This window comes from Pseudoflavonifractor sp. 60 (assembly GCF_009911645.1).
Classification (GTDB): Bacteria; Bacillota; Clostridia; order Oscillospirales; family Oscillospiraceae; genus Lawsonibacter.
This window is the reverse complement of sequence record NZ_QWKI01000038.1, coordinates 11,929-33,175: the sequence shown is the minus strand read 5'-3', so window position 1 is coordinate 33,175 and position 21,247 is coordinate 11,929. Positions and strand designations below refer to the sequence as shown.

Below are 21,247 nucleotides of genomic sequence, written 5' to 3'. Positions count from 1 at the left end.
GGCGTCTGCTTTTCAATAAACCCCACAAAAAACGCGCGCTGGCCAGCCAGCGCGCGCTTTTATGGGGTCTCTTATTATTTCATCTGAGGGTGGTACTGGGGACAGGTACACTTCTTCCACTTCAGCCCGCTGCCGCAGGGGCAGGGGTCGTTGCGGCCAATCTTGATGACCTTCTTCACCGGCTGCTTTTTCACGGTACCGTCTCCTGCTCCGCTCTCGCTGGTGACCTTGGCAACTCGCTCCCGCTTGACCTCCTCGTTCTGGCGCAGGCGGACGGAGAACAGCCGCCGCAGGGTCTCCTCCTGGATGGCCGCCACCATGGACTCGAACATCTCGTAGCCCTCTTCCTTATAGGCCACCACGGGGTCGCTCTGGGCCAGCGCCCGCAGGCCGATGCCCTGGCGCAGCTCGGTCATGGCGTCGATGTGGTCCATCCAGTACTCGTCCACGACCCGGAGCATGATAACCCGCTCCAGCTCCCGCATGATGGGGGAGGTGATCTCCCGCTCCTTGCGCTGGTAGGTCTCCACCGCCTTCTCCAGCACCAGCTGGGTCAGGCCCTCGGCGTCGTACTGAGCCAGCTCCTCCGCGGTGGGGTGGAGCTCGCCATGCTGGATGAACATGGTGCGGAAATGGGCGATGGACTCCTGGAAGGACTCCTCGTCCATGTGCTTCTGCTCGCCCATGTGGCCCTGGATGGCATTGGAAATCATGTTGCGCAGCATGGTCTGGATGGAGCCCTGAATGTCCTCCCCGTCCAGCACCTGGCGGCGCTGCTTGTAGATGATCTCACGCTGGGTATTCATCACGTCGTCGTACTGGAGGACGTTTTTACGGGTCTGGAAATTCCTGGACTCCACCTGCTTCTGGGCGTTCTCAATGGCTCCGGACAGCATCTTGGCGTCGATAGGGGTATCCTCGTCCACACCCAGCTTCTCCATCAGGTTATAAACCCGCTCAGAGCCAAAGAGGCGCATGATGTCGTCCTCCAGGGACAGGAAGAACCGGGTCTCGCCGGGGTCGCCCTGACGGCCCGCACGGCCCCGCAGCTGGTTGTCAATGCGCCGGGACTCGTGGCGCTCGGTGCCCAGGATGAACAGTCCGCCCACGGACCGGACCTTGTCGGCCTCCTCCTGGATCTCTGCTTTGTACTTGGCCTCCGCCTCGGAGAACTTCTTTCGGGCGTCCAGAATCTCTGGGTTGTCGGTCTCGGCAAAGCCGGTGGCCTCAGCAATGAGCTCGTCCGACATGCCCGCCTTTCGCAGGTCGGCCTTGGCCAAAAACTCGGCGTTGCCCCCAAGCATAATGTCGGTACCGCGGCCCGCCATGTTGGTAGCCACGGTGACCGCCCCGAACTTGCCCGCCTGAGCCACGATCTCCGCTTCCTTCTCGTGGTTCTTGGCGTTCAGAACGTTGTGCGGGATGCCCTTGCGCTTGAGAATGGCAGACAGCTCCTCCGATTTCTCAATGGACACGGTACCCACCAGCACGGGCTGGCCCTTGGTGTGGCAGGCCTCGATCTGCTCCACAATGGCCCGCAGCTTGCCGGGGACATTCTTATATACCACGTCGGGCTGGTCCACACGGGCCAGGGGCTTGTTGGTGGGAATCTCCACAATGTCCAGCTCGTAGATGGTGCCGAACTCCTCCTCCTCGGTGAGGGCGGTGCCCGTCATGCCGGACAGCTTGTCATAGAGGCGGAAGTAGTTCTGGAAGGTGATGGTAGCCAGGGTCTTGGACTCGTTGGCCACCTCGACCCGCTCCTTGGCCTCAATGGCCTGGTGCAGGCCCTCGTTGTACCGCCGGCCAAACATCAGGCGGCCGGTGAACTCGTCCACAATGATGACCTGGCCGTCCTTCACCACATAGTCAATGTCCCGCTTCATCACGCCCCGGGCCTTGATGGCCTGGTTGATGTGGTGGGACAGGGTCGTGTTCTCCATATCCGCCAGGTTCTCCACCTGGAAGGCCTCCTCCGCCTTCTTGATGCCCCGGGCGGTGAGGGTCGCGGTCTTGGCCTTCTCATCCACGATGTAGTCGGCGTCGATGTCCACGTCCTCTTCTTCCTTCTCGTCCACCTTCACGACCCGCTGGCACTTGAGCCGGGAGACGAACTGGTCCACAATGGTGTACAGCTGGGTTGACTTCTCCCCCTGGCCGGAGATAATCAGAGGGGTGCGGGCCTCGTCGATGAGGATGGAGTCCACCTCGTCCACGATGGCAAAGGCGTGGCCCCGCTGGACCAGCTCCTGAGAGTAGATAGCCATATTGTCCCGCAGATAGTCAAAGCCGAACTCGTTGTTGGTGCCGTAGGTGATATCGGCCTGGTAGGCGGCCTTCTTGGCCTCCCCCATGACCCCGTGGATGACCAGACCCACGGTGAGGCCCATAAAGCGGAAGACCTTGCCCATCCACTCGCTGTCGCGCTTGGCCAGGTAGTCGTTGACGGTGACGATGTGGACCCCCTTGCCCGCCAGAGCGTTGAGGTAGGCGGGGAGGGTGGCCACCAGGGTCTTGCCTTCACCGGTCTTCATCTCGGCAATGCGGCCCTGATGGAGGACAATGCCGCCCACCACCTGTACCCGGTAGGGGCGCAGGCCGATGACACGCCAGGCGGCCTCCCGGCAGGCGGCAAAGGCCTCAGGCAGGATATCGTCCAGGGTCGCGCCCTGGGCCAGGCGCTCCTTCAGCTCGGGGGTCTTGGCCTGGAGCTGGGTGTCAGTCAGGGACTTGTACTCCTCCTCCAGGGCGTCCACCTTGTCGGCAATGGGGTAGATGGACTTCAGCTCCCGCTGGGAGGAGGTTCCAAACAGCTTGGTAAACAGGCTCATGGCTATCAAACACCTTTCGGTCGTAATTTATCCGGCAGATTTTTGGACATAATTACACATCTTAATGTATCTTGTAGAGTATACCACACTCTTCCCCGGGAAAAAAGAGCAAATTGTAAACTTTCTTCGAAAAAAAATCTCGTTTGTTGGTTTATATAGCTGAAAATTCCGTGTCCAGTGTATTATTGTCCGCCAGGCGTTGACAAGAATCCATGTTTTATGATAAAGTAAGAGACACAATTGAATCGGGACAGACGAAGCGCCCAGGAAAACGGCCGGAGCAGCCTGCCGAAGGAGTAACACTCTCAGGCGTCCCCCAGGGGATGAGGACTGCGCGCAGATGTCACTCTGGAGAAGCTCGTTTACCGGGTGCCGAAGGTGCAACGCGGCGCAAACCGCGAATCTCTCAGGCAAAAGGACAGAGGAGAAGCCGAAACGGCGGAGCTGCGCTCCGCCGGGACAAGGCATTTCTTTTGGGCTGCGGGCATTTCCGCAGCTCTTTTTCGTTTGTCCAGAGAAAAAGGAGAGAGCGTTTTTATGGAAAAGTTCCTGAAGATTGTCACCGATGTGAACGGCGCGGTCAATAACTTTGTCTGGGGCCCCATTATGCTGGTGCTGCTGGTGGGCACCGGCGTGTTCCTCACCTTCCGCACCGGCTGGATCCAGGTGCGCTGGTTCGGCTACATTATGAAAAATACCGTGGGCTCCCTGTTCAGCAAGAGCGGCAAAAAAGACCACGGCAGCAATCTGTCCCCCTTCCAGGCTGTGACCACCGCTCTGGCGGGCACGGTGGGCACCGGAAACATTGCCGGCGTCACCGGCGCCATCTTCGCCGGCGGTCCGGGGGCGGTGTTCTGGATGTGGCTGTCCGCCTTTTTCGGTATGTGTACCAAGTACTCCGAGATCGCCCTGGCCATGAAATTCCGCAACACCGACGCCAACGGCGTCCACAAGGGCGGCCCCATGTACTACATTGAAAACGGCCTGGGCAAGGGCTGGAAATGGCTGGCCGTCATCTTCGCCATCCTGGGCGGACTGGCCTCCTTTGGTATCGGCAACATCGCCCAGTCCAGCGAGATCGCCGGCGCTCTCAACGGCCTGTTCGGCATTCCCACCCTGGCAGGCGGCATCGTCCTTACCGTGGTGGTGGCCGTTGTGGTCATCGGCGGCGTACAGCGCATCGGTCAGGTCACCTCCCTGCTGGTCCCCTTTATGGCTATTTTCTATATTATTGCCGGTATTCTGGTCATCATCCTGCGCATCACTGAGATTCCCGCCGCCTTCGCTGCCATCTTCTCCAGCGCTTTCAGCCTTGAGGCGGTGGGGGGCGGCATCTTCGGCTACGCCATTATGAGGGCTATGCAGAACGGCTTTGCCCGGGGCGTGTTCTCCAACGAGGCCGGCCTGGGCTCCGCCCCTATCGCCCACGCCGCCTCCTCCACCGAGGAGCCCTGCGAGCAGGCGATCTGGGGTGTGTTTGAGGTATTTATCGACACCATCGTCATCTGCACCATCACCTCTCTGGCCGTGATCCTCTCCGGCGTACTGGACGCAGGAAGCGTGGATGCCTTCGGCACCAAGGGCGCCGCCGCCGTGGCCGCTTTCAACGCCATCCTCCCCGGGACTCTGGGGGGTACCATCATTCAGATCAGCCTGATCTTCTTTGCCCTGTCCACCATCCTCAGCTGGAGCTACTACGGCGAGCGCTGCTGGGGCTATATTTCGGGCGACAACAGGATTTTTGTCACCGTCTATAAGGTCATCTTCGTGCTGTTCTGCATCGTAGGCGCCACCGGCTCCGGCCAGCTGATGTGGGATATCTCCGACACCCTCAACGGCGCTATGGCCATCCCCAACCTGGTAGCTCTGCTGGCCCTGTCCGGCGTAGTGGCCAAAATTACCAAGGACTATTTCCAGCGCAAGAAGTAAAGCTGAAAACACCTTTCCCGCAGCCCCCGGAGGGGCCCGAAGGACACCAGTTCCTGTCGGGCCGCCCCTCCGGGGGCTGCGGGTTTTCTTTCCCTTGCCCTGGACCCCGGGAAGGAGTATAATAGTTCCACTACCAAAACAGGAAGGAGCTGACCGTCATGCCCCAGTATGACCCTTACAAATATACCTATCCCTCCCGCCGCAATGTGGTCTTCGCCAAAAACGGTATGGCCTGCACCTCAGTCCCTCTGGGGGCCCAGGTGGGGCTGGAGGTGCTGAAAGCTGGCGGCAACGCCATGGACGCCGCCGTGGCAATGGCCGCCGGGATGCCCCTGTTTGAGCCCACCGGAAACGGGCTGGGCTCCGACGCCTTCGCCCTGGTGTGGGTCGAGGGGGAAAAGAAGCTCTACGGCCTTAACGCCAGCGGCGTGGCCCCGGCGGGGCTCAGCGCGGAGCTTGTCAAGGGGATGGGCTTTTCAGAGATGCCCAGGGAGGGCTGGCTGCCCACCATGGTCCCTGGAGCCCCCGCTGGCTGGGCGGAGCTGAACCGCCGCTTCGGGTCCAAACCCCTGACCGAGCTCTTCGCCCCCGCTGTTCGCTACGCCCGCCAGGGGGTCCCCGTCCCGGTGAATGTGGCCAGGCAGTGGGCCAAGGACGCCCGGCGGCTGAAACAGGCGATGGAAGAAAATCCTGCCCCCCACGCCTGGTGGCGGCAGTCCTTCCTGAAAGAGGACGGCTCCCCCTATGAGGCGGGGGACCTGTTCCGCTGGGAGGAGTACGCCGCAACCCTGGAGGAGCTGGCCGCCACCGGCTGCGAGAGCTATTACCGGGGGGCTCTGATGGAGAAAATCCTGGCCTTCAGCCGGGAGACCGGGGGGTATTTCTCGGAGGACGACTTCCGCAGCTACCACCCGGAGTGGGTGGAGCCCATTACTGTCAACTACCGGGGCTACACCGTCTGTGAGATCCCCCCCAATGGCCACGGCATCACCGTCCTTATGGCGCTGAACATCCTCAACGGCCTGGAGTTTTCCCAGAATCGGGAGAGCGCGGACACCTACCACAAGATGATGGAGGCCATCAAGCTGGCCTTTGCCGACACCAAAACCTATGTGGCCGACCCCCGGTACATGAAAACCCGGGTTGAGGACCTGTTGTCGGAGGAGTACGCCGCCCGCCGCCGGGCCCTCATAACGGACCGGGCCCTCCTGCCCCAAGCGGGGGCCCCCTCCTGCGGCGGCACCATCTACCTGTGTACTGCCGATTCCCAGGGCAACATGGTCTCCTGGATTCAGAGCAACTACACCACTTTCGGCGCGGGGGTTGCCGTCCCCGGGACGGGCATCTCCTTCCAAAACCGGGGGGCCAACTTCTCCCTGGACCCCAACAGCGACAACTGTCTGGCGGGCGGGAAAAAGTCCTACCACACCATCATCCCCGGCTTCCTGATGAAGGACGGGGAGGCGGTGGGTCCCTTCGGCGTGATGGGTGCCTTTATGCAGCCCCAGGGCCACGTGGAGGTTCTGGTAAACACCATCGACTACCACATGAACCCCCAGGAGGCCCTGGACGCCCCCCGGGTCCAGTGGATCGGCGGAAAGCATATCCAGCTGGAGCGGGAGATCTCCCCGGAAATTGCCAAAGCCTTGGCCGCCATGGGCCACGAGGTGGAGGTCATCGACGACCCCATCGACATGGGCCGGGGCCAGATCATCTGGCGGACGGACAACGGCCTGCTGATCGGCGGCACCGAGCCCCGGTGCGACGGAACCGTGGCGGCGTGGTGAGTAAATACAGTGTTAAATTCGGATTGATTTTTACTCAATATCTTGCTATACTAAAGGGACAAGGGGGTGGCGTTATGCCCAGTATTCGTCCAATTTCCGACTTACGCAACAATGCCAATGAGATTTCTGATTTTTGCCATCAGACTGGTGAGCCTGTCTATATCACACGAAACGGCAGCGGTGATATGGTAGTCGTCAGCATAGAGGAGTATGAGCGCCAATTGGCCTTGATTGATTTATATGGAAAACTGGCGGTGGCGGAGCAGGAGATTGCCTCCGGTGCAGAGGGAGAGGATTTTTTGACCGCTGCCCGCCGGCTGCGGGAGACGGTGCATGGAAGCATATAAGGTCAAACTTTATCCAACGGCAAAACAGGACCTGCAAGATATTATTGAATATCTTAACACACTTTCGCCTGAAACAGCCTTTCAGTATTACGACAGGCTGACAGAGGAGATTGCCAGTTTGTCTCATATGCCTGAGCGCTGTCCCAGACCGCGGGATATGGCGCTGGCCGCCAAGGGCTACCGGTGCTTGACCGTGAAAAACTACATCGTTTTCTATGTGGTCTGCGGCGGCACCGTCCAAATCAGGCGCATCCTATATGGTCGAAGGGACTATGGCAGTATTATCAGATAAGAGGGAAAAATTTATGGAAAAGCGCTATATTGCCGCCCTGGACCAGGGGACCACCAGCAGCCGCTGTATCCTCTTCGACCGGGACCAGAATATTGTGGCTATGGCCCAGAAGGAGTTCACCCAGTTTTACCCAAAACCCGGCTGGGTAGAGCACGACCCCATGGAGATCTGGTCCAGCCAGTACGGCGTCCTCATGGAGGTGCTGGCCCAGAGCGGGGTTGACGTCCGGGAGCTGGCGGGCGTGGGCATCACCAACCAGCGGGAGACCACCATCGTCTGGGACCGGGACACGGGCCGTCCGGTGTACAACGCCATTGTGTGGCAGTGCCGCCGCACCGCGGAGCTGTGCGAGGAGCTGAAGGCCGACCCCGCCTTTGTGGATTACGTGCGGGACCGCACCGGCCTGCTCATCGACGCCTACTTTTCCGCCACCAAAATCAAGTGGATTCTGGACAACGTGCCTGGTGCGAGGGAACAGGCAGAGGCGGGAAAACTCCTCTTCGGCACGGTGGACAGCTGGCTGATCTGGAAGCTCACCGGGGGGAGGACCCACGTTACCGACTGCACCAACGCCAGCCGTACCATGCTGTACAACATCAAGGAGCTGTGCTGGGACGAGGGCATCTGCAAACGGCTGGGCATCCCTAGGAACATACTGCCCCAGGTCCGCTCCTCCAGTGAGATTTACGGCTCTGTGAACATCCAGGGGGTGGAGGTGCCCATCGCCGGCATTGCCGGAGACCAGCAGGCCGCCCTATTCGGTCAGACCTGCTTTGAACCCGGGGAGGCCAAGAACACTTACGGCACCGGCTGCTTCCTGCTGATGAACACCGGCGAGACACCCTGTGTCAGCAAACACGGCCTGATTACCACCATCGCCATCGGCCTGAACGGCAAGGTGACCTACGCCCTGGAGGGGAGCATCTTCGTGGGCGGGGCGGTGGTCCAGTGGCTGCGGGACGAGATGGGGCTCATCTCCGACTCCGCCGACACCGAGTACTTCGCCGAGAAGGTGAAAGACACAGCCGGAGTCTACGTGGTACCCGCCTTCACCGGCCTGGGCGCCCCCCACTGGGACATGAACGCTCGGGGAGCCATCCTGGGGCTGACCCGGGGGGCGGGGCGCAACCACATCATTCGGGCGGCCCTGGAGTCCATCGCCTACCAGACCGCCGACGTCCTCCGGGCTATGGAGGAGGACACCGGCATCCCCCTGCGGGAGCTGCGGGTTGACGGCGGGGCCTCGGCCAACAACTTTTTGATGCAGTTCCAGGCGGACATTGTGGACCGGCCCCTGTCCCGCCCCAAAATTCGGGAGACCACCGCCCTGGGGGCCGCCTGCCTGGCAGGACTGGCCACCGGGGTGTGGTCCGGGCTGGAGGACATCCGGGGACAGTGGACGCTGGACCGGCTGTATCAGCCCAATCTGAAGGCGGCAGAGCGGGAAGCGCTGCTGTCCGGCTGGCGGGACGCGGTCCGCCGGGTTAGGAGTTGTTGATATGGTACAAGAGACAAAGCGGTTTTTATCCTATATCTGCCCCCACTGTATGCAGTCGGTGATTGTGGAGCGGGACCTGTTCTCCCTGGCCGCCGCCCCGGCCCACATCAAGTGCCCCTGCGGCAAGTCGGAGCTGGGGGTCGAGTTTCTCCCCACTCGGGTTCAGCTGACGGTCCCCTGCCTGTTCTGCGGGCGGGAACACACCGTGTCCTGCTCCTCCCGGGCCTTCATCCGGGAAAAAGCCCTGGCCTTCTCCTGCGCCGCCTCCGGGCTGGACTGCTGCTATGTGGGAGAGGAGGGGCCGGTCTATGCCGCCACCGCCCGTCTGGAGCAGGCGATGGACAAGCTGGGGGATGACGCCGCCGAAAGCGGGGCTTTCCTGGACGAGATCGTCATGGAGGAGATCCTGGCTGAGCTGCGGGATATCGCCCGGCGGGGCGGCATCTCCTGCACCTGCGGCAGCCGGCAGTGGGGCTTTGACGTCCATTTCAGCTCTGTGGAGCTGTACTGCCGGGAGTGCGGCGGCAGATACCGCATTCCCGCCGCCACCGCCGACGACATTGACGATCTGTGCTGCAAAACTTCAATTTTAATTCGAGGCGAAGAAAAATGAGTATGTTTTTTGAGTATGAGACCCGCTTAAACGGGCTGGACGTGGACGGACGGGGTCAGTGCAAGGCCTCCGCTCTGCTCAACCACCTGCAAAACGCCGCAACCCTGGCCGCCGAGGACGGGGGCTTCTCCCGTGAGACCCTGGTGGAGCGGTACGGGGTCTTCTGGATGCTGGCCCGGTCCTGGTACCGCCTGTCCCGGCCCCTGCGCTACGAGGACAAGCTGACCGTCCGCACCTGGCACCGGGGCGGCAAGGGGGCCATCATGTACCGGGACTACGACATCCTGGCCAACGGTCAGCCGGTGGGCGAGTCGGTGTCCGCCTGGGTGCTGGCCGACGTCAACAGCCGCAAGCTGGTACGGCTCAGCGCCATCCCCGAATTGACGGGCACCGGCGGCGGGGCGCTGTGCAAGACCATGACCCTGGCCAAGCTGCGCCAGCCCGGCGATTTGACCGAGACGGAGCGCCGCCCCATGCGGTACAGCGATACCGACATGAACGGCCACGTGAACAACACCCGCTACGCCGATTTCGCCTGTGACGCGGTGGGGATGGAGTGCCTGTCTCAGGACCGCTACCTGGCCGAAATGCAGATTGGCTACCTGGCTGAGTGCCGCCCCGGGGAGGTGCTCACCATCCAGACCAGCGGCCTGGGGGACAGCCGGTTTGTCCGGGGAGTTGACGGCACCGGAAAGCCCCGCTTCGAATCCGCTCTGCTCTTCGGCGAGACACCCATTGAGTGAGGAACAGGAGGACCTACCATGCACGAATTGAACGACCCAAAGCGGCTGGCCCAGTGCGCCCGAATCAAGGACATGATCCGGCAGGTGGCCGCCGACCCGGCCCGCAGAGACGACTACTACGCAAAAAATTGGCACCACTGGAAGCTGAGCCCCACCGTCCCTCTGTCCGAGATCGAGGCCTTTGAGAAGCGGGCGAAGATTGAGCTGCCCGAGAACTATGTGTACTACCTGACCCAGGTGGGCGGCGGCGGCGCGTCGCCGGGGACGGGTTTTTCTGACTTCAAACCGGAGTGGGGAGACGATGAAGATCTCCAGGGCATCTCCGAGCAGCTCACCCAGGTGATGACCGAGGCGGAGTGGAAGGAGCGCTACGGCGGCCACCGCCGTGAGGAACCCGGGACCATAATCCTGTGCGGCATGGACATTACCTATGAGGCGCATCTGATTGTCAACGGCCCCCTGCGGGGACACATCGTCTATCTGGACTATGATGGCGATTGCGCACCCATGTGGCCCAAGGGCAGCTCTGACTTTCTGGACTGGAACGAGAATTTTTACGCCGAGCTGCTGGCGGGCTATGAGATCTACCCCACCTGGCAATTCATGTGGCAGGTGCCTGGGAACGCAGAGGCGCTGATCCAGGCCTTTCAGCAGGCGGAGGATTTGGAATATAAAAAGGAAGCGATTTGGAGCTTCTGCAAATTTGAGGCCCTGCCTAAAGCGGCGGAGGCGTTTTTTGCCGGAATCCAGGACCCGGAGCTGAAAAAATGCGTGGAAGATGTGCGGGAGCACTTTCACTAGAAACGGAAAATGGACTGCCGGAGCCGTACATCATTCAGTCAGCTGTAAGGAGGAAACCCGATGACAAAAAAGGAACAGGATGAGGTCAAGGAGGCGCTGACAGCCTTCTTCCTCGACCACGGAATCACAAGCATGAAGGAATTTGAATCCCTGGACGAAGAGACAGGCGCGGAGCTCTATGAGGATTTGAAGGCGGGGATTCTGGAGGTCTTTGACGTTGATCTGCATTTTGTGGATGAGCTGACGGAGGAGATTCTTCCATAAAAGCGGCCTGCTGGCGCGCTTCTGCCTTGACAAGCCCGGAGGCTCAGGGTACAATAGATAAAATATCGAAAAGGAGACGTGGAATTATGGTGAATCAAGACGCCGCCCAGAAGTTTGTGAAGCAGGGCCTCACCTTTGACGACGTACTGCTCATTCCCGCGGCCAGCGACGTGCTGCCCGCCGACATCGACCTGAAGACCCGGCTGACCAAAAAGATCAAGCTGAACATCCCTCTGATGAGCGCGGCCATGGACACAGTAACCGAGTACCGCATGGCCATTGCCATTGCCCGGGAGGGCGGCATCGGCATCATCCACAAGAATATGTCCATCAGCCAGCAGGCCGAGCAGGTGGACATGGTGAAGCGCTCTGAGAACGGCGTCATCACCAACCCCTTCTGGCTGGCCCCCGGCCACACGCTCCAGGAGGCGGACGAGCTGATGGCCAAGTTCCGCATCTCCGGCGTACCCATCTGCGATAACGGCAAGCTCATCGGCATCATCACCAACCGGGACATGAAGTTCGAGACCGACATGACCGTTCTCATCGACCACGTGATGACCAAGGATAACCTGGTCACCGCCCCCGAGGGCACTACCCTGGCTCAGGCCAAGGAGATCCTTCGCCAGCACAAGATCGAGAAGCTGCCCATTGTAGACAACGAGTTCCGCCTGAAGGGCCTGATTACCATCAAGGACATTGAGAAAGCGGAGGTCTACCCCAATTCCGCCCGGGACGAGAAGGGACGCCTGCTGGTGGGCGCCGCCATCGGGGCCACCGCCGACGTGCTGGACCGGGTTGCCGCCCTCACCGACGCGGGGGCCGACGTGCTCACGCTGGACTCCGCCCACGGTCACACCCAGAATGTGCTGGAGACAGTGAAGCGCATTAAGGCCCTGTACCCCGACGTGCAGCTCATCGCCGGCAACGTGGCCACCGCCGAGGGCTGCCGCGCCCTGATTGAGGCGGGGGCCGACTGCGTGAAAATCGGCATCGGTCCCGGCTCCATCTGCACCACCCGCGTGGTGGCCGGTATCGGCGTGCCCCAGATCACCGCCATCTACGACGCTGCCCGGGTTGCCGCCGAGTACGACATCCCCATCATCGCCGACGGCGGCGTGAAGTTCTCCGGCGACATTGCCAAGGCCATTGCGGCGGGCGGCGACGTGGTCATGCTGGGCTCCCTGCTGGCCGGCTGCGAGGAGTCCCCCGGCGAGACCGAAATCTTCCAGGGCCGCTCCTTCAAGGTCTACCGGGGCATGGGCTCCCTGGCCGCCATGAACAAGGGCTCCAAGGACCGCTACTTCCAGGAATCCAACAAGAAGCTGGTCCCCGAGGGAGTGGAGGGCCGCGTCCCCTACAAGGGAGGGGTCAGTGAGACCATCTATCAGCTCATGGGCGGCCTGCGGGCGGGCATGGGCTACACCGGCTGCCACACCATCCCCGAGCTCCAGACCAAGGCCCAGTTCATGCAGATCACTGCCGCCGGCCTGCGTGAGTCCCACCCCCACGATATCTATATCACCAAGGAGGCTCCCAACTACACTGTCAGTCCCAACTGAACAACATAACAAAAGCACTTGGACAAGTACGTCCAGGTGCTTTTGTTGACTGTTCACGGGTATGGGGGACTCAGCGGAGCAAAGACAGACTGCCGGTGAGCCGGCTGGCTTGCAAAATATCTTCCAGTTTGGGAGTCTTCCATTTTCCTCCGGGCTGTGCTATACTGAACCGGACAGATTTCAAGGAGGCGGTTGGATGTTCAAGCTGCTGATTGGCCGGGCGGGCTCCGGCAAGACCACCACGGTGCTGAACCGGCTCTGCCAGTCGGAGGGGGACCAAATCCTGCTGGTACCGGAACAGCAGTCCCACGAGACGGAGCGGGCCCTGTGCGCCACTGGGGGCCCCCAGATCAATCTGCGGGCGGAGGTACTCTCCTTCAGCCGCCTGGCCAACCGCATCTTTCAGCGGGCGGGGGGCCTGGGCGAGGAGGAGCTGGACGCCGGCGGGCGGCTGCTGCTGATGTATCTGGCAGTGCAGAAGATGGCCCCCGGGCTGAAGGTCTATGGCCGGCCCTCCAAGCGCCCCGCCTTCCTCTCTTCCCTGCTGGCCACGGCGGACGAACTGAAGAGCTGCTGCGTCCTGCCGGAGGTGCTGGTCCGGGCGGGGCGGGACGCTCCCGGTCCTGGTGGGGATAAGCTCCTGGATCTGGGGCTGATCCTGGGGGAGTACGACGCCCTCACCGTCCGCACTGCGCTGGACCCCCGGGACCGGCTGACCCGGGCGGCGGAGAAACTGCGGGAGTGCCGCTGGGGAGCGGGACGGGAGATCTGGCTGGACGGCTTTACCGACTTTACCCCCCAGCAGGGGGAGCTGCTGCGCATCCTTATGGGGCAGGCCCACTCCATGACCGTCGCCCTCACCTGCGACCACCTGGAGGAGGACGAGGGGGGGGCGGGTATCTTCTCCCCGGCGCGGAGAACTGCCGCTATGCTGCTGCGGCTGGCCCAGAAGGAGGGGATTCCCTGGGAGGTGGAACACCTTGTCCCCTCCGGCGGCCCCAAAGTGGAGCCCCTGCGCCACCTGGAAAAATTTCTCTTCTCGGAGCAGACCCCCCAAAAAATCCCCTGTGGCGGGGCGGTGGAGCTGTTTCAGGCCTCCACCCTGCGCAGTGAGGTGGAGTGGACCGCCGGGCGCATCCTCCAGCTGGTGCGGGAGGAGGGCTGCCGCTTCCGGGAAATCGGTGTGGCGGCCCGGGACTACGGGGCCTACCGGGACCTGGTGGAGTCGGTCTTCGGGCGCTACGGCGTGCCGATGTTCTCCTCCGCCATGACGGATATTTTGGAAAAACCGGTGCTGGCTCTGGTCACCGCCGCCCTGGAGACGGTGGCGGGGGGCTACCGCTACGACGATGTATTCCGATACTTAAAAACCGGCCTCACCGACCTGTCCCAGGAGGATGTGGACCTGCTGGAGAACTACGTCCTGAAATGGGACATACGGGGCAGCCGCTGGACCCAGAAAAAGGACTGGACCTGGCACCCCAAGGGCTACGGCATGACCTGGGAGGAGGAGGACAGGGTCCTTCTGGCGCAGGCAGACCAGACCCGGCGGCGGGCTGCGGAGCCCCTGGAGACCCTGCGGCAAAACAAGGTCAAGACGGGACGGGGGCAGGCGGTCGCCCTCTACCGCTTTCTGGAGGAGATTGGCCTGCCGGAGCGGCTGAACCAGCGGATGGAGGTGCTGATCCAGCGGGGCAGTCCCGCCCTGGCGGAGGAGTACCGGCAGCTGTGGGACATTCTGTGCGGCGGTCTGGAGCAGTGCGCCCAGCTGCTGGGAGAGACCCCCATGGAGCTGGAGGAGTTTGCCAAGCTGTTCCGGCTGGTGCTCTCCCAGTACGATGTGGGCACCATCCCCGTCTCTCTGGACCGGGTTACCGCTGGAGAGACGACCCGGCAGACCGGCCACCCGGTAAAGGTGCTCTTCCTGCTGGGGGCGGACGACGCCTCTCTGCCCCAGGTGGGGACCGCCCCGGGGCTGCTGTCCGACGACGACCGGGCCCTGCTGGCGGGCTACGGCCTGGAGCTGACCCAGTCCCAGCGGGATCTGCTCTACCGAGAGATGACCACCATCTATCAGATCTGCGCCCGTCCCAGTCAAAAGCTGGCGGTGACCTGGCCCATCCAGGGACCCGGCGGGGAGGAGCGCCGCCCCAGCTTTCTGGTGGACCGGCTGAAGCTGCTCTTTGACGGCCTGGACCCCATTCGGGAGGAGGACCTCCACGGCTCCTTCCGGCTGGAGGCCCCCCTGCCCGCCCTGGAGCAGGCGGGGCGGAACCAGAATGCACGGCGGGCGCTGGAGGGACTGCCGGGCTTTGAGACGCAGGTGGCCCGGCTGGACCGCGCCGCCGCCTGGGAGCGGGGAAAGCTGTCCCGCCCGGCGGTGGACCGGCTCTACGGCAAACGGGTCGCCATGTCCGCCTCCCGGATGGACAAATATAAATCCTGCCACTTCTCCTACTTCATGTGCTACGGCTTAAAGGCGCAGCCCCGCAAGCCCGCCGGCTTCACCGCGCCCGAGTATGGTACCTTTGTCCACGATGTGCTGGAACACGTGCTTCAGGACGAGATGTTCTCCCAGACCACCATCCCTGGGGTTCTGGAGGACGAGGAGGCCCGGAAGAAGAGGCTGCGCCGGCTGACCAGAGAGGCGGTGGACCGCTATGTGGAGGAGAAGCTGGGCGGCCTGGAGGGTCAGACCGCCCGGTTCCGCTACCTCTTCCGTCGTCTGCTCCGCTCCGTCCAGGCGGTGGTGGATAACGTAGCCGAAGAGCTGCTGTGCTCCAAGTTCAAGCCCATCTCCTTCGAGCTGGGCTTTGGCGCAAAGGAGGGGCTGCCCCCCGTAGAGCTCACCTTCGGCGACGTGACCATCAGCATCACCGGTTTTGTGGACCGGGTGGACGGCTGGGAGGAGGACGGCCGCCTCCACCTGCGGGTCGTGGACTACAAGACGGGGCGGAAGACCTTCGACATGACCGAGGTGTGGAACGGCCTGGGCCTGCAAATGCTGCTCTACCTCTTCACCCTGGAGAAGGAGGGGGAGAAGTTTTACAGCATCCCTGTGGAGGGGGACGGCGTCCTCTATCTCCCCGCCCGGGAGGCAGTCATTCAGGGCAGCCGGTCCATAAGCGATGAGGAGCTTCAGCGGAAGGTAAACCGGGAGCTGAAGCGCAAGGGTCTGGTGGTGAACGACCGCCGGATTCTGGATGCCATGGAGCCCCAGGTGGAGGGCAGTTACCGTTTCCTGCCCCTGAAGGTGAGCAAGTCCACCGGCAAGATCACCGGCGAGGCGCTGGCCTCCGCAGAGCAGCTGGGCAAGCTGGGCCGGCACATCCAGCGGATTCTGGAGGACATCTGTCAGGAGCTGGCTGCGGGCAACATCGCCGCCGACCCCTTCTGGCGGGGTCCGGAGAAAAATGCCTGCCGCTACTGCGACTACGCCGCCGCCTGCCACTTCGAACCGGGCCGGGGGGGCGACTGCAAGCGCTGGCTGGACAAGATCAGCCCCCAGGAATTTTGGGAACAGGTGGAGAAAGAGACATGACCAATGAACAGAGAGCGGAGAAATTGATCCAAACATATGGATTTGAGTTTGCCGCTATCCCCAAGCAGGAGATCCGCGAATTGATTCAGCGGGAGATTGCCGGCTTTCAGGAGGGCAGCTCAGAGTATATCCGGCTGCTGTGCGGATATCTGTACTGCATTGGAGATGAAACGGATATCCCGCTGCTGGAGCAGGCAAAATATGGGATCAATATGGATGTGGGCTGTATGGTGGATGGAGAGTGGATTGAAAGTTTGAAAAACGGGGGAATTGAGACCGAGTCTGTCAATTCTCGAGAAAATATTGTCCGAAACTTTATTGCCTACTACCAGGACTTTGAAGCGGATGACCAGTGGTAAATAACCCGCTGAACAGAGGGACTAGAGGAGATTTTAATGGAACGCAACAAAAACATACTCATTATTGGCGATATGCCGGGATACGGCAAGATGGGACTGGCGGGGATGCTCCCCATTTTGTCCAACATGGGCCACAGTATTTACAACCTGCCCACCTCCCTGGTGTCCAACAACTTTGACTACGGCAAATTCTCCATGCTGGACACGACCCGGTACATGGAGGAGACCATTCAGGTGTGGAAGGAGCTGGGCTTTCAGTTCGACTGCATCACCACCGGCTTTCTGGCGTCGGCGGCCCAGGTGGACCTGCTCCGGGACTTTATCGACAGCCAGCGGAAGGAGGACTTCCTGGTGGTCACCGACCCCATCATGGGGGACGGAGGTAAGCTGTACAACGGCTCCACCCGGGAGACGGTGGAAAATATGCGCCGCTTGATCGGGGCGGCGGATGTGATTGTCCCCAATCTGACAGAGGGGGAATTTCTGACCGGGCTGTTCCAGGGGGAGGAAAACCTTTCCGCCAGCCAGGTCCGCCAGGTACTGGACGGCCTTCTGCACTGCGGGCCCAAATCTGCGGTCATCACCAGTGGGCGGGAGGCGGAGACGGGCCGGCATGTGGTCTGGGGCTTCGACGGGGACACCGGGGAGTACTTCACCGTCCCCTACCGCTTTATCCGGGCCCACTTCCCCGGCACCGGAGATATCTTCACCTCCCTGCTCACCGGCCAGCTGCTGGAGGGCAGAACCCTGCCTCAGGCGGTGAAAAAGGCGGTGGAGCTGCTGGAACGGCTGATTTTCATGGAACAGGACGTGGCTGAACGGAACAACGGCATCCGCATTGAAAAGTATCTCAGCGTTCTGACCGGATAAGTCAGGGCGCGTCAGCCACCAAGCTCATGTTCGATGAATTGAATCAACCGGCGGGCCGGAGCCGTCCCGCCCAAATGTCCCCTGTGCAGCGTATTGTCAGGTCCATCCAGCAGGGATAAAAGGAGGTACCGCAAATGCCCTTTCCATTAACCGACGAACAACAAAAGATTGTAGACGACCGGGGCGGAGAGCTGCTGGTATCGGCGGCGGCAGGCTCAGGAAAGACCCGGGTCCTGGTAGAGCGCCTGCTGGACCGGGTTACGGCGGAGGGTCTGGACATCGACCGTTTTTTGGTCATCACCTACACCAAGGCGGCGGCGGCGGAGCTGCGGGGCCGCATCGCCCAGGAGCTGTCTGAGCGTCTGGCCCAGACTCCCAACGACCGCCATCTGCGCCGCCAATCCACCCTGGTCTATCGGGCGCAGATCTCCACCATCCACGCCTTCTGCTCCGCTCTGCTGCGGGAGAACGGCCATCTGCTGGACCTGGACCCCGATTTCCACCTGTGTGACGAGGGGGAGGCCCAGGTACTGCTGGCCCAGACTCTGGAGGAGGTACTGGACAAGCGCTACGAGGACCTGACGGAGGACAGCCCCTTTGCCCAGCTGGTGGACACCATGGCCGCCGGGCGGGATGACAGCCAGCTGGTCAAGATTGCCACCGCCATCTTCAACCAGGTGCAGAGCCACCCCGACCCCGCCCGCTGGCTGACGGAGGAGCGGGCCCGGTGGGAGCTGGAGGGGGTATCCGACCTGGCTCTGACCCCCTGGGGTAAGCTGCTGCTGGAGGATGCCCGCCGTCAGGCCCGCTACTGTATCTCCCAGCTGCTCCGCGCTCTGGAGCTGGCGGAGGGGGATGAGCTGCTGTCCATCAACTATGCCCCCTCCCTCTCCGCAACTCTGGACGCCCTGGACGCCTTTCTGCGGGAAACCACCTGGGACGGGGCCTGTGCCCGTCTGCCCATCCCCTTCCCCAACGTCGGCCGCAAGCAGAAGCGCTCCATGGAGATCAGCCCCATGGAGACGGAGCGGGCCGTTCAGACGAGAGAGCGGGTGAAGGCCCTCCGGCAGCAGTGCAAGGACGTTTTGGACAAGATTGAGGAGCCCTTTGCGCCCACCGCCAGTCAGTTGGAGGAGCTGACCCTGTCCCGGCCCGCCGTCCAGGCGCTGATGGACCTGGTATTGGACCTGCAAGCTGCCTTTTCCCGGGAAAAGGGGCGGCGCGGCCTGGTAGACTTCTCCGACCTGGAACACTTGGCGGTAAAGCTGCTGGTCCGGGAGGACGGCAGTCCCAGTGAGCTGGCCCTGTTCTGGGCCGCCAAGTACGACGAGGTCCTGGTAGATGAGTATCAGGACACCAACCAGGTACAGAATGCGATTTTTGACGCCATCTCCCTCGGAGGGCGGAAGCTCTTCCAGGTGGGGGACGTGAAGCAGTCCATCTATCGCTTCCGTCTGGCTGACCCCACCATCTTCCTGCGCAAGTACCGGGAATTTGCCGAGGGGGACCAGGCGGAGGAGGGCGTCCCCCGAAAGTGGGTTTTGTCCCGCAACTTCCGCTCCCGTCCCCAGGTGCTGGAGGGCTGCAACGACCTGTTTCGCAGCATTATGTCCGTTGAGTTCGGCGAGCTGGACTACACCGCCGACCAGGCTCTGGTGCCGGGAAAGTCCTTCCCTGCGCCGGAGACCGGAGACGACCCCTATGCCCTGGAGCTGGACGTACTGGACCTGTCCTTCCTGGGGGACCTGGAGGGGGAGAAGGACGACAAGAGCCTGCTGGAGGCCCGATTTGCGGCGCGGCGCATCCGGGAGCTGCTGGAAACCCCCCTGCTGTTGGAGGAGGGGAAGGGTCTGCGCCCTCTGCGGCCCTCTGATGTGATGATCCTCATGCGCAGCCCCGGCGCGGTGCTCCACTACTACCTCCGGACCCTCAACGAGGAGGGCATCCCCTGGGTCGCCGACGGCGGAGAGAACTTTTTTGAGACCACCGAGGTGAACGTGGCCCTGTCCATCCTGCAAATCGTGGACAATCCCCGGCAGGATGTGGCCCTCATTGCCGCCCTGCGCTCCCCGGTGTACGGCTTTACCGGAGACCAGCTGGCTCTGCTCCGGGCAAACTGCAAAGGGGATTTCTACAGCGCCCTGGTCCACGCCGCCGAGCGCGGGGACCAGGACTGTAAGGACTTTCTGGACCAGCTGGAGGAGCTGCGCTTTGGGGCGGGGGATCGCACCTGCCGGCAGCTCATGTGGCACATCTTCGAGAAAACAAACCTGCTGGGGATCTTCGGCGCCATGGAGGGGGGCGCGGAGCGGCAGGGCAATCTGCTGTCCCTCTACGCCCTGGCCGGCCAGCTGGAGAACAGCGGCTGCCGAACGCTGTTCCAATTCCTTCTGCGGCTGGAGCGGCTGAGAAATTCCGACTCCAAGCTGGGGACTGTCTCGGGGAACGGACCGGAGGGAGAAGGGGTGTCCATCCTTACCATCCACAAGTCCAAGGGGCTGGAAAAACCGGTGGTGCTGGTGTGCGGACTCAACCATCAGCTGAACCGGAAGGACTTGACACGGCCTGTGCTCTTCCACCCGGAGCTGGGGGTGGGGCCCAAGGGGCTGGACCGGGAGAGGATGGTGGAGTACCCCACCCTGGCCCGGCTGGCGGTGAAGCGGCAGCTGGAGCGGGAGATGATGGCGGAGGAGCTGCGGCTGCTCTACGTGGCCATGACTCGGGCCCGGGAGAAGCTGATCCTCACCCTGGGTCTCACAGGAGGTCTGAACAGCGTGGCGCACATTGGGGAGGGGCTCTCCCTGCCCATCTCCCCCATGGCCCTGGAGCGGCAGCAGAGCACAGGGGCCTGGGTCCTCCTCCACGCCCTGACCCGCCCGGAGGGGGCCGGACTCCGGGCGCTGGCCAAGCTGCCCGAAATCACAGCGGAGGACCTGGGCCCCGCCTGGGACATCCGCTGGGTGGATGGAGCTCCTCTGAACCCGGCTCACAGTGCGGCGGGGCGCTATATGGACCTGCCTCAGGAGGCGGCGGTGGGGGACTTGGCCGCCCGGCTGAGCTGGACCTACCCCCATCTGGCGGCGGCGGACCTGCCCTCCAAGGTGACTGCGACCCAGATCAAGGGCCGCGCCTTGGACCAGGAGGCGGCGGAGGGCACTGTGCCTCTGCCCAAAAAGCAGCCCATAGCCCGGCCCAACTTTATCGCGGAGGAGAAGGGCCTCACCCCGGCTCAGCGGGGCACCGCCCTCCATCTGGCCATGCAGTACCTGCCCTTGGATACAGACAGCAGTCTGGAGGCGGTGGCAGATCAGCTGGACCGGCTGACCCGAGCGGGCTTTCTTACAAAGCTCCAGCGCCAGGCGGTGGAGCCGGAGCGGCTGGCCGCCTTTTTGAACAGCGCTCTGGGCCGGGCTATGGCGGCGGCGGGCCCCAAGTGCCGCAGGGAGTTTAAATTTTCGGTGCTGGCCTCCGCTCTGGACTACTTCCCCCAGGGCAGAGGGGAGGAGGTCCTGCTCCAGGGGGTCGTTGACGCCTGGTTTGAGGAGGGGGACCGAATCACAGTGGTGGACTTTAAAAGCGACCGGATTGCTCCCGGCAGCGAGAGAACCCGGGCGGAGGAGTACCGCCTACAGCTGGCCGCCTACAGCCAGGCCCTCTCCGCCATTCTGGGCAGACCGGTAAACCGGCAGGTGCTGTGGTTCTTCGCCACCGACACCGCGGTGGAACTGTAACATCAGCACTCCAAACAAAATAGCCAGGGGATCGAAGCCCGATCCCCTGGCTTTATATGTTGCCCGCTGCGGTTTTACT

Annotated in this window: 15 protein-coding genes and 1 riboswitch; of the genes, 14 read left to right on the top strand and 1 reads right to left on the bottom strand. The window is 62.4% G+C overall.

Going from position 1 to position 21,247, the window contains the following annotated elements; translation table 11 throughout:
* Nucleotides 1-74: 74 nt before the first annotated feature.
* A complete protein-coding gene (gene secA, locus D1646_RS04970) occupies nucleotides 75-2,831 on the bottom strand; it encodes a preprotein translocase subunit SecA (protein WP_160635394.1) in 2,757 nt (918 codons plus the stop codon).
* 338 nt (nucleotides 2,832-3,169) lie between these two features.
* Nucleotides 3,170-3,263: riboswitch (glycine riboswitch) on the top strand.
* A gap of 105 nt (nucleotides 3,264-3,368) precedes the next feature.
* On the opposite strand from secA, the gene D1646_RS04965 reads away from it, so the two are divergent.
* From D1646_RS04965 to addA, 14 genes are all read left to right on the top strand, one after another.
* Nucleotides 3,369-4,760 (top strand): sodium:alanine symporter family protein, encoded by a 1,392-nt coding sequence (locus D1646_RS04965; RefSeq protein WP_160635393.1) that lies wholly within the window; start codon nucleotides 3,369-3,371, stop codon nucleotides 4,758-4,760.
* A 158-nt stretch (nucleotides 4,761-4,918) separates the two neighbouring features.
* Nucleotides 4,919-6,547 carry a gamma-glutamyltransferase family protein gene (locus tag D1646_RS04960; RefSeq protein WP_160635392.1) on the top strand — a complete coding sequence of 543 codons (1,629 nt, stop codon included), beginning with the start codon at nucleotides 4,919-4,921 and terminating at the stop codon, nucleotides 6,545-6,547.
* Nucleotides 6,548-6,621: 74 nt separating this feature from the next.
* Entirely contained in the window at nucleotides 6,622-6,894 is a 273-nt protein-coding gene (locus D1646_RS04955; RefSeq protein ID WP_160635391.1) for a type II toxin-antitoxin system Phd/YefM family antitoxin, read from the top strand.
* Nucleotides 6,881-7,186 carry a type II toxin-antitoxin system RelE/ParE family toxin gene (locus D1646_RS04950; protein ID WP_160635390.1) on the top strand — a complete coding sequence of 102 codons (306 nt, stop codon included), beginning with the start codon at nucleotides 6,881-6,883 and terminating at the stop codon, nucleotides 7,184-7,186. Before D1646_RS04955 ends, D1646_RS04950 begins: the two co-directional genes overlap by 14 nt.
* Before the next feature lie 13 nt (nucleotides 7,187-7,199).
* Nucleotides 7,200-8,684, top strand: a complete 1,485-nt coding sequence (gene glpK / locus D1646_RS04945) for a glycerol kinase GlpK (protein ID WP_160635389.1) — start codon at nucleotides 7,200-7,202, stop codon at nucleotides 8,682-8,684.
* Nucleotide 8,685: 1 nt separating this feature from the next.
* On the top strand, nucleotides 8,686-9,297 hold the full coding sequence (locus D1646_RS04940) for a hypothetical protein (protein WP_160635388.1): 612 nt from the start codon (nucleotides 8,686-8,688) through the stop codon (nucleotides 9,295-9,297).
* Nucleotides 9,294-10,040 carry an acyl-ACP thioesterase domain-containing protein gene (locus D1646_RS04935; RefSeq protein WP_201754553.1) on the top strand — a complete coding sequence of 249 codons (747 nt, stop codon included), beginning with the start codon at nucleotides 9,294-9,296 and terminating at the stop codon, nucleotides 10,038-10,040. Before D1646_RS04940 ends, D1646_RS04935 begins: the two co-directional genes overlap by 4 nt.
* An 18-nt stretch (nucleotides 10,041-10,058) precedes the next feature.
* The gene (locus D1646_RS04930; protein WP_160635387.1) at nucleotides 10,059-10,841 is read left to right on the top strand and encodes a hypothetical protein; all 783 of its coding nucleotides are present in this window, start codon (nucleotides 10,059-10,061) and stop codon (nucleotides 10,839-10,841) included.
* Nucleotides 10,842-10,901: 60 nt separating this feature from the next.
* On the top strand, nucleotides 10,902-11,105 hold the full coding sequence (locus D1646_RS04925) for a hypothetical protein (RefSeq protein ID WP_160635386.1): 204 nt from the start codon (nucleotides 10,902-10,904) through the stop codon (nucleotides 11,103-11,105).
* A gap of 86 nt (nucleotides 11,106-11,191) precedes the next feature.
* Nucleotides 11,192-12,667: an IMP dehydrogenase gene (gene guaB, locus D1646_RS04920; protein ID WP_160635385.1), complete on the top strand. Its 1,476-nt coding sequence runs from the start codon at nucleotides 11,192-11,194 to the stop codon at nucleotides 12,665-12,667.
* A gap of 196 nt (nucleotides 12,668-12,863) precedes the next feature.
* Nucleotides 12,864-16,208: a PD-(D/E)XK nuclease family protein gene (locus D1646_RS04915; RefSeq protein ID WP_160635384.1), complete on the top strand. Its 3,345-nt coding sequence runs from the start codon at nucleotides 12,864-12,866 to the stop codon at nucleotides 16,206-16,208.
* Nucleotides 16,205-16,567 carry a hypothetical protein gene (locus tag D1646_RS04910; protein WP_160635383.1) on the top strand — a complete coding sequence of 121 codons (363 nt, stop codon included), beginning with the start codon at nucleotides 16,205-16,207 and terminating at the stop codon, nucleotides 16,565-16,567. The genes D1646_RS04915 and D1646_RS04910 overlap by 4 nt, the downstream gene beginning before the upstream one ends.
* Nucleotides 16,568-16,603: 36 nt before the next feature.
* Nucleotides 16,604-17,437, top strand: coding sequence for a pyridoxamine kinase (locus D1646_RS04905; protein WP_160635382.1), 834 nt, complete (start codon nucleotides 16,604-16,606; stop codon nucleotides 17,435-17,437).
* 134 nt (nucleotides 17,438-17,571) lie between these two features.
* Entirely contained in the window at nucleotides 17,572-21,168 is a 3,597-nt protein-coding gene (gene addA, locus D1646_RS04900) for a helicase-exonuclease AddAB subunit AddA (RefSeq protein WP_160635381.1), read from the top strand.
* The last annotated feature ends 79 nt before the right edge of the window (nucleotides 21,169-21,247 follow it).